This window comes from Actinoplanes sp. NPDC049265 (assembly GCF_043197135.1).
In the GTDB taxonomy this organism is placed as follows: domain Bacteria; phylum Actinomycetota; class Actinomycetes; order Mycobacteriales; family Micromonosporaceae; genus Actinoplanes.
The window spans coordinates 32,507-46,941 of sequence record NZ_JBICSP010000012.1; the positions used below are offsets into that span (position 1 = coordinate 32,507).

Genomic DNA, 14,435 nt, shown 5'->3' on the forward strand with positions numbered 1-14,435 from the left:
GCGGGGTCCCTGATCGACCGGAACCGGCCGGACCTGAAGCAAAAGGCCGCGCCGTCAAGACCAGGTGATTGCCGGGCGCGCCGTCGTGGTACACACCAACGGAACATCCGTACGGCAGACAGGACTGACATGGCCATCCTCGGCATCGACATCGGCGGCTCGGGCGTGAAAGGCGCGCCGGTCGACACGGTCGCGGGCGAACTGCTCGAGGAACGGCACCGGGTGCCCACGCCGCAACCGTCCGACGTGTCGGCCGTGATCGACGCGGTCGCGGAGGTCGCGGCCAAGTTCGACTCCTACGAGCGGGTCGGCGTCACCTTTCCCGGCGTGGTCGTCGACGGTGTCACCAAGACGGCGGCGAACGTGGACAAGTCCTGGCTCGACGCGCCCGCGGCGCAGCTGTTCGCCGACCGGCTGGGCGTACCCACCACGGTCCTGAACGACGCCGACGCGGCCGGTGTGGCCGAGGTGGCCTACGGCGCCGGCCGGGACCAGCGTGGCCTGATCATGATGCTGACCTTCGGCACCGGCATCGGCAGCGCGCTGTTCCTGGACGGCACCCTGATCCCGAACACCGAGTTCGGCCACCTGGAGCTGGGCGGCCACGACGCCGAGGTCCGCGCGGCCGACCGGGCCCGCGAGGCCGAGGACCTGAGCTGGGAGGACTGGGCCGAGCGGGTCCAGGCCTACCTGCGGCACGTGGAGATGCTGCTGTCGCCGCGGCTGTTCATCATCGGCGGCGGGGTCTCCAAGAAGTCGGACAAGTTCTTCCCGCTGATCGACATCAGGACGCCGCTGGTGCCCGCGACCCTGCTGAACAACGCCGGCATCATCGGCGCCGCCGTGACCGCCCAGCTGGCCGCCGCCACCCCGATCCCGAGCAGGAGCTGAGCCACCGATGCCACGCACTGTCGCCACCAACACCAAGGTCTCGCGGGCCGAGCTGGAAGACTTCGTCCGGCCCCGGCACCACGCGATCCTGATGACCACCCGCCGCGACGGCCGGCCGCAGTCGTCGCCCACCACCTGCGGGCTGGACACCGAGGGCCGGATCGTGATCTCGACCTACCCCGAGCGGGCCAAGGCGATGAACATCCGGCGCAACCCGCTGGTCTCGGTCTGCGTGCTGTCCGACGAGTTCGGCGGCGCGTGGGTGCAGGTCGACGGGACGGCCGAGGTGATCGACCTGCCCGATTCGGTCGAGCCGCTGGTCGAGTACTTCCGGGTCATCTCGGGCGAGCACCCCGACTGGGACGAGTACCGGCAGGCCATGCGCGACCAGGGCAAGTCGCTCATCCGGATCACGATCGACGGCTGGGGCCCGATCGCCACCGGCGGCTTCCCCGCCCGCCTGGCCGACAGCTGAGGGCCACGTCACAGCGGCGGGCGGCCGCACGACTTGCCTCTGACGTCAACGTCAGCCCTTACGTTCGTGGCATTCGTCCCACAACGAGGGAGTCACGATGACGTCTACAGGGATTTCCCGGCGCCGGATCCTCGGCGCCGGCGCCGGTCTCGCGGCCGGGGTCATGGGAGCGGCGCCGGCGAATGCCGCCGGTCACCGCGCACGACCGGGCTCGGACCCGGCGGTCGCGATCACCGGGACCACGGTGATCGACCCGGCCGGCGGCGGGCGGGTGCACGACGTGACGGTGCTCGTCCGCGGCGGGCTGATCGCCGCCATCGGCGCCGCGCGCGAGGTGCGCGTGCCGGCGAGCGCCGAGGTCGTCGACGGGCGCGGCAAGTTCGTCGTGCCCGGCTTCATCGACTCCCACATCCACAGCAGCGGGCAGGAACAGATCGATCTGCCGTTGTTCCTGGCCAACGGGATCACCACGGTACGCGACATGAACGGCCAGGCGGTTCTGTACCAGTGGCGGGACCGGATCGCCGCCGGAACTCTGTTCGGCCCTCGCTACACCGTCGCGAGCAGCATCATCGACGGCATCCCGGCGCTGCTCGCGGGCACCGGTGCACCGCTCGTCACGGTCGCCGACGCGCAGCAGGCCAGGGCGGCGGTCCGGGCGGCGGTGGCCGGTGGGGCCGATTTCATCAAGGTGTACGTACGGCTCACGCCGGACGCCTACTACGCGATCGCCGACGAGTCGCGCCGGCTCGGCGTCACCTTCGCCGGCCACACCCCGGACGCCATCCCGCTGACCGCGGCGAGCGCCGCCGGCCAGCGCAGCTTCGAGCACGTCTACACCAACTGGTTCGACACCTCGGGCGCCGAGAGCGAGATCCGTGGCCGCCTCGCGAAGATCGAGGTCGGCGCCGGCGAGTTCAACAGCTGGTCCAACCAGACGCATCCGCTGGAGGTGCTGGCCGCACGGACATTCGACCCGGCCCGGGCCCGGAAGGTGTTCCGCCGGCTCGTCGCCGACGACTCGCACCAGGTGCCCACGCTGACCCAGAGCCTCGTGTTCGACCGGCCCGACCTGATCGCCGTGCACGACGACCGGCTGCGCTTCCTGCCGGCCGCCACCCGGGACATCTGGCAGGCCCAGCTCGAGCAGGTGTACCTGGCCGGGCGTACGGCGAAGGACGTGGCCGAGCATCGGGAGCTCTTCCCGGCCCGGGTGCGCTGGGTCGGCGCCGCGCATCGGGCCGGCGTGCCGATCCTGGCCGGCACCGACACCGGAACCCCCTACGTGTATCCCGGTTTCAGCCTGCACGACGAACTGGAGAACCTGGTCGCCGCCGGCTTGAGCCCGCTGCGGGCCCTGCAAGCGGCGACCATCGTGCCGGCCCGGTTCCTGGGGCTGCGCGGGGCCGGCACGGTACGCCGCGACGCCATCGCCGACCTGACCGTCCTGGACGCCGACCCACTGGCCGACATCCGCAACACCAGGCGCGTGCACGCCGTGGTCGTGCGGGGTGAGCTGATCAGCGCCGAACGCCGGGAGCAGATGCTCAGCGATGTCGTGACCGCCGCGAGCGGGGCACTGCCCGCGCGACTGGTGGGTTGCGCGTGCACTCCCGGGCTCCAGGCCGCCTAGACCAACACGCCCAGCAGGTAGTAGAGGTCGTCGCGGTGCATGTCGGCGACCGGCTCGACCAGGTCCGGGTGGCGCATCAGCACGGTGGCCACCCGGTCCTTCTCGTCCGGGACGAGCAGCCGGCGGAATTCCCCGCCGCGGCGGGCGTGCGGGCGCGGCTTACCCTCCGGGATCGGCATGGCGGCGACCACCGCGTCGACCGCGCGGCGGGCCAGGACCGGGTCGGCCAGCAGACAGGCGGCCCAGCTCACCACCACCTCGTCGACCCAGGTGCGCCAGCCCTCCTCGGCGGCGAACTCGTCCTCCGGCTCGGAACCGGCCCGCCAGTCCAGCACGGCCGAGCCGCCCGGCCCGGCGATGGCGACCAGCGCGGCGTCGATCACGGTCGGGTAGCGCAGCCACGCCGCCACGGTCACCGCCTGGCGGGCCTGCTGCTCGGCGCGGGCGTGGGTGGGCCCGTCCGGTGCGGGCGGAGGGTACGCACGGGCGAGCCAGTGTGCGCTCGCCGCGATGACCGGCGACAGGTCGCTGGAGGCTCCGGGCACGGGTGCATCCCCTCGTCGGCGCGCACCGGGCCGGCCCGCGTCATGGCTCACCACTCGGCGGGGCGGGGCCGGGGTTGAGGAGGGTCACCGCGATGGCACCGCACGGCAACCGGCGCGCAACGGGCCGGGCCGGGAGTTCTGATCAGGGGTCCGGAATGGGGCGGTTTCGCGGTCGGCGCGAGGCCCATCCTCGATGCGCCGGCCGGAACGCACTCCGGTAGGTTGAGAACTACCGCCGCCCGCCTGTTTCGGACTGCTCCATCACGGAGAAGTTCAGGTTAAGGCGCGTATCCGTCCTGGCCATTCTGATTACGGTGGAGATCATGACCGGACGCTTTCCCATCGAGGACGTAACCCCGTCGGTGTCCTGCGGTCGCTACCCCGCCAAGGCGGTGGTCGGCGAGCTCGTTCCGGTCTCGGCGGTGTCCTATCGCGAAGGACACCACGCGCTCGGCGTGAACGTGGTATGGCAAGGGCCCGACCGGCACAGCGAGCCGTTCACCCGGATGCGGCCGGGCGCGCCCGGCCTCGACGAGTGGCACGGCGTGATCAAGCCGGACGCGGCCGGCCGCTGGACGTTCACCATCGAGGCCTGGGACGACCCGTACCTCACCTGGCGCAACGCCGTGGTGAAGAAGATCGGCGCCGGGCAGGGCGTCGAGGACCTGGCCAACGATCTGGCCGAGGGCGCCGACGTGCTCGACCTGGCGGTCAAGATCGTGCCGGAGAAGCACCAGGACGAGGTCCGCGAGGCGGCCGCCGTGCTGCGCGACGAGGAGCGCTCGCTGTTCTCCCGGGTCTCCCCCGCGCTCGACCTGGAGGCGCTGCTCTGGGAGCACCCGGTGCGCCAGCTGGTCACCACCACCCGGTCGTACGCGGTCTGGGTCGACCGTGAGCGCGCGCTCTTCTCGGCCTGGTACGAATTCTTCCCGCGGTCCGAGGGCGCCGAGGTGGGCCCCGACGCCACGCCGATCAAGCACGGCACGTTCAAGACCGCGCAGGGCCGGCTGCCCGCCATCGCCGGGATGGGCTTCGACGTCGTCTACCTGCCGCCGATCCACCCGATCGGCAAGATCAACCGTAAGGGCCGCAACAACACCCTGGTCGCCCGGCCGGAAGACGTCGGCTCGCCGTGGGCGATCGGCTCGGACGAAGGCGGCCACGACGCGATCCACCCGGAACTCGGCACGCTGGACGACTTCCGCGACTTCGTGACCGCGGCCAAGGACCACGGTCTGGAGGTCGCGCTCGACCTGGCGCTGCAGGCGGCGCCCGACCACCCGTGGCTCAAGACCAACCCGGAATGGTTCACCACGCGGGCCGACGGCACCATCGCGTACGCCGAGAACCCACCCAAGAAATACCAGGACATCTACCCGCTGAACTGGGACAACGACTACCGCGGACTGCGCGACGAGGTGTACCGCGTGGTCATGCACTGGGTCGCGCAGGGCGTACGCATCTTCCGGGTCGACAACCCGCACACCAAGGCGCTCAACTTCTGGCAGTGGCTGATCGCCAAGGTCAAGGACGAGGAACCGGACGTGCTGTTCCTGGCCGAGGCGTTCACCCGGCCGGCCATGATGAACGGGCTCGGCAAGATCGGCTTCACGCAGTCGTACACATATTTCACCTGGCGCACCACGGCCTGGGAGATGAAGCAGTACATGCAGGAGCTGGTCGCCTCGATCGACTGGATGCGCCCGAACTTCTGGCCCAACACCCCGGACATCCTGCCGCCGCACTTGCAGAGCGGTGGCCCGCCGATGTTCAAAATTCGGACCGTCCTGGCCAGCATGCTCTCTCCGTCATGGGGCATGTACTCAGGGTTGGAACTTTTCGAGCACGTGCCGCGTCCCGGCGCGGAGGAGTACATCGACAACGAGAAGTTCGAGCTCAAGCCACGCGACTACGCCGCAGCGGAGCGGGCCGGGCGGTCGCTGGCGCCGTTCATCACACGGCTCAACCAGATCCGGCGGGACAACCCGGCCCTGCGCCGGCTGCGAAACCTCCGTTTCCACGAGATCGACAACGACTCTCTGCTCTGCTTCTCCAAGAGGGACGAGGAGTCGGGCAACACCGTGCTGGTGATCTGTTCGTTCGACTCGACGAACGTGCAGTGGGGCAACACCGTGCTGGACATGCCCGAACTGGGGCTCGACTGGCACGACCGGTTCCAGGTGACCGACCAGATCAGCGGCGCGAGCTACGAGTGGGGCCAGCACAACGCGGTACGGATCGACCCGTACGTCGAGCCGGCCCACGTCTTCGTCGTCGAACGACGCGAGTAGCAGAGGTCGTGCAACGGCGCGGCCGGTTCCTGGTTGAGATTCAGCGGTTGGGGTAGGTGGAGCAACAATGGACCTGACGGAAGACCTGGAACCGGTCGCGGACCACGATCCGAGCGAGGGCAGCCACGTCGAGGACGGCGTGGTCGAGCACCCGAACGCCGACGACTTCGAGCACGCCCGCTCGCTACCCGCCGACCGGACCTGGTTCCAGCGCGCCGTGTTCTACGAGGTGCTGGTCCGGGCCTTCTACGACTCCAGCTCGGACGGCTCGGGTGACCTGCGCGGGCTGATCGAGCGACTCGACTACCTGCAGTGGCTCGGCGTCGACTGCCTCTGGCTGCCGCCGTTCTACCAGTCGCCGCTGCGCGACGGCGGCTACGACATCTCCGACTTCTATCGGGTGCTGCCCGAGTTCGGCACCGTCGAGGACTTCGTGGCGCTGCTCGACGCGGCCCACAAGCGCGGCATCCGGGTGATCACCGACCTGGTCATGAACCACACCTCGGACCAGCACGCGTGGTTCCAGGAGTCGCGGCGCGACCCGGACGGACCGTACGGCGACTTCTACGTCTGGTCCGACACCTCGGACAAATACCAGGACGCCCGGGTCATCTTCGTCGACACCGAGGAGTCCAACTGGACCTTCGACCCGGTGCGGCGGCAGTTCTTCTGGCACCGGTTCTTCTCGCACCAGCCCGACCTGAACTACGACAATCCCGCCGTACAAAATGCCATGTTGGATGTTCTGCGGTTCTGGCTCGACCTCGGTATCGACGGGTTCCGGCTGGACGCGGTGCCCTACCTGTTCGAGCGGGAGGGCACCAACGGGGAAAACCTGCCCGAGACGCACGCGTTCCTCAAGCACTGCCGCAAGGTGATCGACGACGAGTTCCCCGGCCGGGTGCTGCTGGCCGAGGCCAACCAGTGGCCGGCCGACGTGGTGGAATACTTCGGCGACTCCAAGACCGGCGGCGACGAATGCCACATGGCGTTCCACTTCCCGCTGATGCCGCGCATCTTCATGGCGGTCCGGCGCGAGTCCCGCTTCCCGATCTCCGAGATCCTGGCCCAGACGCCGGCCATCCCGGACAACTGCCAGTGGGGCATCTTCCTCCGCAACCACGACGAGCTGACCCTCGAGATGGTGACCGACGAGGAACGCGACTACATGTACTCGGAGTACGCCAAGGATCCGCGGATGAAGGCCAACGTCGGCATCCGCCGTCGCCTGGCGCCGCTGCTGGAGAACGACCGCAACCAGATCGAGCTGTTCACCGCGCTGCTGCTGTCCCTGCCCGGGTCGCCGGTCCTCTACTACGGCGACGAGATCGGGATGGGCGACAACATCTGGCTCGGTGACCGCGACGGTGTGCGGACCCCGATGCAGTGGACCCCGGACCGCAACGCCGGATTCTCCACCGCCAACCCGGGCCGGCTGTTCCTGCCGGCCAACCAGGACCCGGTGTACGGCTACCAGGCGGTCAACGTGGAGGCCCAGCGGGACAGCTCGACGTCGCTGCTGAACTGGACCCGCACCATGCTCGCGGTCCGGCGCCGGCACGACGCCTTCGCCACCGGCACCTTCCGGGAACTCGGCGGGTCGAACCCCTCGGTACTAGCGTTCCTGCGCGAGGACGGGGACGATGTGGTGCTCTGCATCAACAACCTGTCCCGGTTCCCGCAACCGATCGAATTGAATCTGCAGCACTGGGCCGGATTCACGCCGGTGGAGCTGACCGGGCACGTCAACTTCCCACGCATCGGGCACCTGCCTTATCTCCTGACGCTCCCCGGGCACGGTTTCTACTGGTTCCAGCTCTGCGGGTCGGAGGATAAGCAATGACGCTGCCCTACGCCGAGTGGTTGCCGCAGCAGCGCTGGTACGCCGGCCGTACCCGCACCCTGGAGTCGGCCGAACCGGCGGTCACCACGGCGCTGCGCGACGACCTCGACCTCGTGCTGGTGGATGCGAAATACACCGACGGCAGCACGGACCGCTACCAGATCCTGGTGTCGTGGAACTCCGGGCCAATCGTGGAGTACAACGCGGTCGCGACCATCGGCACCGACGACGACCGCACCGGCTACGACGCGCTCTACGACCCGTCGGCGGCGCAATATCTGCTGTCGCTGATCGCCTCCGGCGCGACCGCCGGCGACGTCGTGTTCCAGCCCGAACCCGGTGCCACACTGCCGGTGGGCGCCTGGCCGCGGGTGTTCGACGCGGAGCAGAGCAACACCAGCGTGATCTTCGAGGAACAGGCCATCCTCAAGATCTTCCGGCGGGTGCAGCACGGCATCAACCCCGACGTCGAGCTCAACCGGGTCCTCGCCCGGGCCGGCAACCCGCACGTGGCCAAGCTGCTCGGCTCGTTCGACGCCGGTGACGCGCCGCTGGGCATGGTCACCGCCTACGCGTCGAACTCGGCCGAGGGCTGGGCGATGGCCACGGCCAGTGCCCGCGACCTGTTCGCCGAGGACGCCGAGCTGCGCGCCGACCAGGTCGGTGGCGACTTCCAGGGCGAGTCGTACCGGCTGGGCGAGGCGGTCGCGTCGGTGCACGCCACCCTGGCCGCCGAACTGGGCACCAGCGAGGTGCCGTTCCCGGTCGACACGCTGCTGAGCCGGCTCAGCGCCAACGTCGCCGCGGTGCCCGAGCTGCGGCCCACGGTCCCGGCCATCGAGGAACGATTCCGCAAGCTGAGCGGGGAGCCGGTCACCGTGCAGCGCGTGCACGGCGATCTGCATCTCGGGCAGGTGTTGCGTACGCCTCCGGCCTGGCTCCTGATCGACTTCGAGGGTGAGCCGGGTCAGCCGCTCGAGGACCGCCGCGCCCCCGACTCGCCGCTGCGGGACGTCGCCGGGGTGCTGCGCTCGTTCGAGTACGCCGCCTACCAGCTGCTCGTCGACACCGACGGCGACGACGACGGCCTGACCGCCCGGGCCCGCGAATGGGTCGACCGCAACCGCAATGCCTTCTGCGACGGGTACGCCGCGGCCAGCGGTTCGGACCCGCGCGAGCAGGGCACATTGCTGGCCGCCTACGAACTCGACAAGGCCGCCTACGAGGCCGCGTACGAAGCCCGGCACCGCCCCGGCTGGCTGCGCATCCCGTTGCGCTCCATCGCCCGGCTGGCCGGCTGAGCCACCATTCTGAGGAGAGTCATGACCGCGACGCCGAGCACCCCGTCCACCGCCGCCGACCCGCGCGCGATGAACGCGGTGATCGCCGGGGACACCCACGATCCGCACGCGATCCTGGGGGCCCACCCGGCCGGCGGCAACACCGTGATCCGCACCCTCCGCAAGGGGGCCAAGGAGGTCACGCTGGTCACCGGGGGCGAGCGCACCCCGATGACGCAGGTCCACCCGGACGGCATCTTCGCCGCCGAGGTGCCCGGCGCGGTGCTCGACTACCGGGTCGACGTGGACGGCACCGAGTGCGACGACCCGTACCGCCACCTGCCCACGCTGGGCGAACTCGACCTGCACCTGATCGGCGAGGGCCGGCACGAGAAACTATGGAAGGTGCTCGGAGCGCAGCCGCGGGACACCGGCGTGGGCTTCGCGGTGTGGGCGCCGGGCGCGCGCGGCGTGCAGGTGGTCGGGGACTTCGCGGGCTGGGGACCGTACGACGGGTGGCCGATGCGGTCGCTCGGGTCCAGCGGCGTCTGGGAACTGTTCGTGCCGGCCGCGCACCCGGGCACCCGGTACAAGTACAAGATCCTGGGCCGCGACGGGGTGTGGCGCGAGCACGCCGACCCGCTGGCCCAGCACACCGAGGTGCCGCCGGCCACCGCGTCGGTCGTCTGGCAGTCGTCGTACGACTGGTCGGACGGCGACTGGATGTCCGAGCGGGCTACCCGGCAGTGGCATCAGGAGCCGATGAGCGTGTACGAGGTGCACCTCGGCTCGTGGCGGCCCGGGCTCAGCTATGTCGAGCTGGCCGATCAGCTCGTCGAGTACGTCGTCGAGACCGGCTTCACCCACGTCGAGCTGATGCCGGTCATGGAGCACCCGTTCGGCGGCTCGTGGGGTTACCAGGTCACCGGCTACTTCGCGCCCACGTCCCGGTTCGGCACCCCCGACGAGTTCCGGCACCTGGTCGATCGGCTGCACCAGGCCGGCATCGGCGTGATCCTCGACTGGGTGCCCGCGCACTTCCCCAAGGACGAGTGGGCGCTGGCCCGGTTCGACGGCAGCCCGCTGTACGAGCACGGCGACTGGCGCCGCGGCGAGCACCCCGACTGGGGTACGTACGTCTTCGACTTCGGCCGCAAGGAGGTCCGCAACTTCCTGGTGGCCAACGCGCTCTACTGGTGCGAGGAGTTCCACGCCGACGGCCTGCGGGTCGACGCCGTGGCCTCGATGCTCTACCTGGACTACTCGCGCAAGGACGGCGAGTGGACGCCAAATCAGTACGGCGGCCGGGAAAACCTGGACGCGATCAGCTTCCTGCAGGAGATGAACGCGACCGTCTACAAGAACAACCCGGGCGTGATCACGGTGGCCGAGGAGTCGACCGCCTGGCCCGGCGTCACCCGCCCCACCCACCTGGGCGGCCTCGGCTTCGGCTTCAAGTGGAACATGGGCTGGATGAACGACACCTTGTCGTACATGGAGAAGGAGCCGATCTACCGGCAGTGGCACCACCACCAGATGACCTTCGCCACCGTGTACGCCTGGAGCGAGAACTACATCCTGCCGATCAGCCACGACGAGGTCGTGCACGGCAAGGGCTCGCTGACCGGCAAGATGCCCGGCGACCAGTGGCAAAAGCTGGCCAACACCCGGGCGCTGCTCGGCTTCATGTGGTCGTTCACCGGCAAGCAGCTCATCTTCATGGGCGCCGAGATGGGCGACGAGCAGGAGTGGTCGGAGGAGCGCGGCCTCAACTGGGACCTGCTGGCCGACTCGGCCAAGGGCGGCGGCGTCCGCCGGCTGGTGCAAGACCTGAACACGGTCTACAAGCGGGTGCCGGCCCTGTGGACCCAGGACACCGAGGCGAGCGGCTTCCGCTGGATCACCTCCGAGGACAGCCAGCACAACACGTTCTCGTACCTGCGCTTCTCCCCCAGCGGCGACATGCTGGCGGTGGTCGTCAACTTCGCCGCCGTACCGCACGAGGGCTACCGCATCGGCCTGCCCCGCCCCGGCCGCTGGCGTGAGGTCATCAACACCGACAGCACCCTGTACGGCGGCTCCGGCGTCGGCAACCTCGGCGAGGTGCACGCCGAGGAACTCCCTTGGCACGGCATGAACGCCAGCGCGTCGCTCCGGGTTCCCCCGCTCGGCGCCGTCTGGCTGCACTTCGAAGGCTGAACCGCACGCCTTTCGGCTTTTCACTGCGGCGACCGGCGGATCACTTTTACTGGTCAGGTTGCTGTGATGACTACACCCCATCGGGCCGCCTGGCGGCCCGATGGGGGCCGGGTGCGGGGGTGCACGGGTGACTGGCGCTGCGACCACACTGCCGGCCGGGGCGGGCCGGCGACGAGGCGTACTGACTCGTCTGATCGCTGATCGGCGGATCGGCACCAAGATCAACGCCGCGGTCTCGCTGATGGCCCTGGTCGCCACCGCGGTCGGCGTGCTCGCGATCGTCCGGATGGCGCAGATGAGCGAAGCCGCCGACGACCTGTATCAAATGGGTGTCCGGCCGATCCAGGAGATCGACAAGGTCAAGCTGGACATGGACGTCACCCGGCGCAACGTCCTCAACTTCGCCATCTCCCGCTCGCCCGAGAACCAGGCGAAGTACGAGAAGGCGATCGCCGCCAACGACGCCAGCTTCGCCGCCGACCTCAAGTCCTACCGGGACCTCACCAGGGAATCGGTGGCGGCCGACCAGCTCGCGGCCGCGTGGACCGAATACCAGAAGCTGCGCGACAGCGACCTGATGCCGGCCGCCCGCGCCCGGGACTTCGACGCGTTCGAGAAGGCCCGCGACACCATCACCCAGCCCGCCGCCGACAAGGCCTCCGCGGTCGCCCGCCAGCTCAGCGAACGAGCCAACGCCGACGCCTCGGCCCGGCGGCAGAAAGCCGCCGACGCCTACCACTCCTCCCGTACGGCGATCATCGTCATGCTGGCCGTTGGCGTCATCGGCGCGCTGACCGTCGGCGTGCTCATCGCCCGCGCCATCGTGACCGGGGTCCGGAAGGTCTCCCAGGTCGTGGCCGGGCTGGCCGCGTGCGACCTCACCGGTCACGTCCGTCCCGACTCGCGCGACGAGCTCGGGCAGATGGGCGCCGACCTCGACACCGCGGTCTCCTCCGTCCGCTCCACCGTCGGCAACCTGGCCGAGACCGCGACCGCTCTGTCCGGGGCGGCGACCCAGCTCTCCAAGCTCAGCGGCGAACTCTCCGGCGGCGCCGAGGAGGCCTCCGGCAAGGCGTCGGCCGCCGCCACCTCGGCCGAGCGGATCAGCACCAGCGTGCAGACCGTCGCGGCCGGCGCCGAGGAGATGACCGCCTCGATCCGCGAGATCGCCGCCACCTCGTCGCAGGCGGCCGAGGTGGCCAACGAGTCGCTGAGCCTGGCCCGGGACACCAGCGGCCGCCTGGCCGAACTGGGCCGGGCCAGCACCGAGATCGGCGACGTCGTACGGCTGATCACCTCGATCGCCGAGCAGACCAACCTGCTCGCCCTCAACGCCACCATCGAAGCGGCCCGCGCCGGGGACGCCGGCAAAGGCTTCGCGGTGGTCGCCAGCGAGGTCAAGGACCTGGCCCAGGAGACCGCCCGGGCCACCGAGGACATCACCGGCCGGATCGGCGCTATCCAGTCCAGCAGCGGCGGCGCCAGCACCGCGGTGGAACGCATCGAGACCGTGATCGGGCAGATCACCGACTACTCGACCACCATCGCGTCCGCCGTCGAGGAACAGTCGGCCACCACCAACGAGATGACCCGCTCGATCAGCGACGCCGCCAGCAGCAGCAACGAGGTGCTGGCCAGCTTCGCCGCGGTCGCCGAGGTCACCACTGCCACCTCGGGCAGCGCCCGGGCCAGCCGGGACGCCGCCGACCACCTCTCCGACCTGTCGATCAAGCTCAACGGGCTGGTCGCGCAGTTCAGATATTAATGCCGGGCCTCCGCCGACCGATGTAACGCGTCGTCCCCAAGACTCCGATCGGCGAGGTGACCATGACTCAGGACGCGACGCTGGCACCACCCGTCAACCGGCGGCACGGCACCAGCGAGGAGCCGTACGGCGTACGCCGCCCCGACCTGGCCGAGGCCCGCGAGGCGCTGCGCCGCCTCTACGGCGCCGACACCGCCACCGTGTGGGCCGACCTCATGCGCCGCTCCGGCCTCAGCGGCACCGAGAGCGACCCGGCGTCCCTGGCCAAGCTGATCGACGCGATGGCGGCGAGCGACCCGATCCTCGCCCTGTGCGCCCGCAGCCTCCGCATCCGCCAGGCGGCGCACACCCATCTGTCCGCCGCCCGCCAACTGATCATCGACGCCGTCTGACGGCGTCACCTCGCCGAGGAGACAGACGCATGGAACAGCACGACGCCGTCGCGAACCTGGACCGGATGCGGGCCATCGCCGCGTACGACCTGTTCGACCCGGGCCTCGCGGGCGAGTTGCGGAGCATCTGCCGGCGTACCGCCGACCGGCTCGGCCTGCCGCTCGCCGCCGTTCAGGTGGTGCTCGACGGGGCCACCGCGGTGCTGGCCACCAACGACGAGAACGACCTCCTCACCACCATGGGCGGTGCGCCCCGCGAGCACTCGCTGTGCGTCAACGTGGTCCAGGACCGCGCCCCCTATGTCGTCGAGGACCTGGCCGACCACCCCGAACACGCCGACAATCCCGGCCTGCTGCTCGGCCTGATCCGCGCCTACGCCGGCGTGCCCCTGGTCCTGCCCGGCGGCGAGATCCTCGGCACGCACTGCGTGATGAGCCCCCAGCCCCGCCCCTTCGGCCACGCCGACCTGGCCGAGCTGCGTACCGCGGCCGACGAGATCCTCAGGCTGATCGTGCGACACTGATCTCCTTTGTAGAGTGCCGGTGATGGAGGTACGACCGCTCGACGGTCCGCACCACCCACCCGGCTACGACATCCAGCTCTTGATCTTCAGGTGATCCATTCGCGGGCGAGGAGACCGAACAGCACGTCGTCGGTCCATTCGTTGTTGTGCCAGGTGTGTTCGCGGCGGAGGCCTTCGCGCCGGAAGCCGACGCGTTCGAGGAGGCGGGACGACGCGGTGTTGCGGGCGTCGCACTCGGCCGAGACCTTGTGCCGGCCGCGGACCTCGAACAGATGGTTGAGGACGGCCCGGACCGCCTCGGTCGCGTAACCCTGGCCCTGGGCGGCGCGCGACAGGGTGAAGCCGATCTCGGCCTGCATCAGGTTGTCGTGCGTGTGGACGCCCAGGTCGCCGATCAGGATGTGGTCGGACACGCGCTCGATGGCGTACTGGAACCAGCCGGGTGTGTCCGGGTCGCCGGCGGCCAGGTCGGCGGCCGTGGTCGCGGGGTTCCAGCCCTGGTAGCGGGCCACCTCGGGGTCGCCGCGGTAGGTGGTCAGGGCCGGGCCGTCGGAGGGGCGGAACCGGCGCAGGACCAGGCGCGACGTGGCGATCATG

12 protein-coding genes are annotated in these 14,435 nt (G+C 70.0%); 10 read left to right on the plus strand and 2 right to left on the minus strand.

Annotated elements, in window-relative coordinates; all coding sequences use genetic code 11:
- Nucleotides 1-129 precede the first annotated feature (129 nt).
- The 3 genes from ppgK to ACGFIO_RS26560 all read left to right on the plus strand — a co-directional run bounded on the left by ppgK (nt 130) and on the right by ACGFIO_RS26560 (nt 2,999).
- The gene (ppgK, locus tag ACGFIO_RS26550) at nt 130-891 is read left to right on the plus strand and encodes a polyphosphate--glucose phosphotransferase (protein ID WP_392829602.1); all 762 of its coding nucleotides are present in this window, start codon (nt 130-132) and stop codon (nt 889-891) included.
- A 7-nt stretch (nt 892-898) separates the two neighbouring features.
- A complete protein-coding gene (locus ACGFIO_RS26555; RefSeq protein WP_392829604.1) occupies nt 899-1,366 on the plus strand; it encodes a PPOX class F420-dependent oxidoreductase in 468 nt (155 codons plus the stop codon).
- Between the two features lie 97 nt (nt 1,367-1,463).
- On the plus strand, nt 1,464-2,999 hold the full coding sequence (locus ACGFIO_RS26560; RefSeq protein WP_392829606.1) for an amidohydrolase family protein: 1,536 nt from the start codon (nt 1,464-1,466) through the stop codon (nt 2,997-2,999).
- Here ACGFIO_RS26560 and ACGFIO_RS26565 read toward each other — a convergent pair.
- Entirely contained in the window at nt 2,996-3,544 is a 549-nt protein-coding gene (locus tag ACGFIO_RS26565) for a hypothetical protein (RefSeq protein WP_392829608.1), read from the minus strand. The two genes, ACGFIO_RS26560 and ACGFIO_RS26565, sit on opposite strands and share 4 nt — an antisense overlap.
- A gap of 323 nt (nt 3,545-3,867) precedes the next feature.
- Here ACGFIO_RS26565 and ACGFIO_RS26570 point away from each other — a divergent pair, with 323 nt between their 5' ends.
- The 7 genes from ACGFIO_RS26570 (at nt 3,868) to ACGFIO_RS26600 (ending at nt 13,838) form a co-directional block, all read left to right on the plus strand.
- Nucleotides 3,868-5,835: a maltotransferase domain-containing protein gene (locus ACGFIO_RS26570; RefSeq protein WP_392829610.1), complete on the plus strand. Its 1,968-nt coding sequence runs from the start codon at nt 3,868-3,870 to the stop codon at nt 5,833-5,835.
- 67 nt (nt 5,836-5,902) lie between these two features.
- Nucleotides 5,903-7,678, plus strand: coding sequence for a maltose alpha-D-glucosyltransferase (treS, locus tag ACGFIO_RS26575; protein ID WP_392829612.1), 1,776 nt, complete (start codon nt 5,903-5,905; stop codon nt 7,676-7,678).
- Nucleotides 7,675-8,979 carry a maltokinase gene (locus tag ACGFIO_RS26580; protein ID WP_392829613.1) on the plus strand — a complete coding sequence of 435 codons (1,305 nt, stop codon included), beginning with the start codon at nt 7,675-7,677 and terminating at the stop codon, nt 8,977-8,979. The genes treS and ACGFIO_RS26580 overlap by 4 nt, the downstream gene beginning before the upstream one ends.
- 69 nt (nt 8,980-9,048) lie before the next feature.
- Nucleotides 9,049-11,157 (plus strand): 1,4-alpha-glucan branching protein GlgB, encoded by a 2,109-nt coding sequence (gene glgB, locus ACGFIO_RS26585; RefSeq protein WP_392830008.1) that lies wholly within the window; start codon nt 9,049-9,051, stop codon nt 11,155-11,157.
- Between the two features lie 127 nt (nt 11,158-11,284).
- Nucleotides 11,285-12,922: a methyl-accepting chemotaxis protein gene (locus tag ACGFIO_RS26590; RefSeq protein ID WP_392829614.1), complete on the plus strand. Its 1,638-nt coding sequence runs from the start codon at nt 11,285-11,287 to the stop codon at nt 12,920-12,922.
- A 56-nt stretch (nt 12,923-12,978) separates the two neighbouring features.
- Nucleotides 12,979-13,314: a hypothetical protein gene (locus ACGFIO_RS26595; RefSeq protein ID WP_392829616.1), complete on the plus strand. Its 336-nt coding sequence runs from the start codon at nt 12,979-12,981 to the stop codon at nt 13,312-13,314.
- 29 nt (nt 13,315-13,343) lie between these two features.
- On the plus strand, nt 13,344-13,838 hold the full coding sequence (locus ACGFIO_RS26600) for a GAF domain-containing protein (RefSeq protein ID WP_392829618.1): 495 nt from the start codon (nt 13,344-13,346) through the stop codon (nt 13,836-13,838).
- Nucleotides 13,839-13,924: 86 nt separating this feature from the next.
- Here the strand turns inward: ACGFIO_RS26600 and ACGFIO_RS26605 are convergent, their stop codons facing one another.
- Nucleotides 13,925-14,434, minus strand: coding sequence for a GNAT family N-acetyltransferase (locus ACGFIO_RS26605; RefSeq protein ID WP_392829620.1), 510 nt, complete (start codon nt 14,432-14,434; stop codon nt 13,925-13,927).
- Nucleotide 14,435 lies beyond the last annotated feature (1 nt).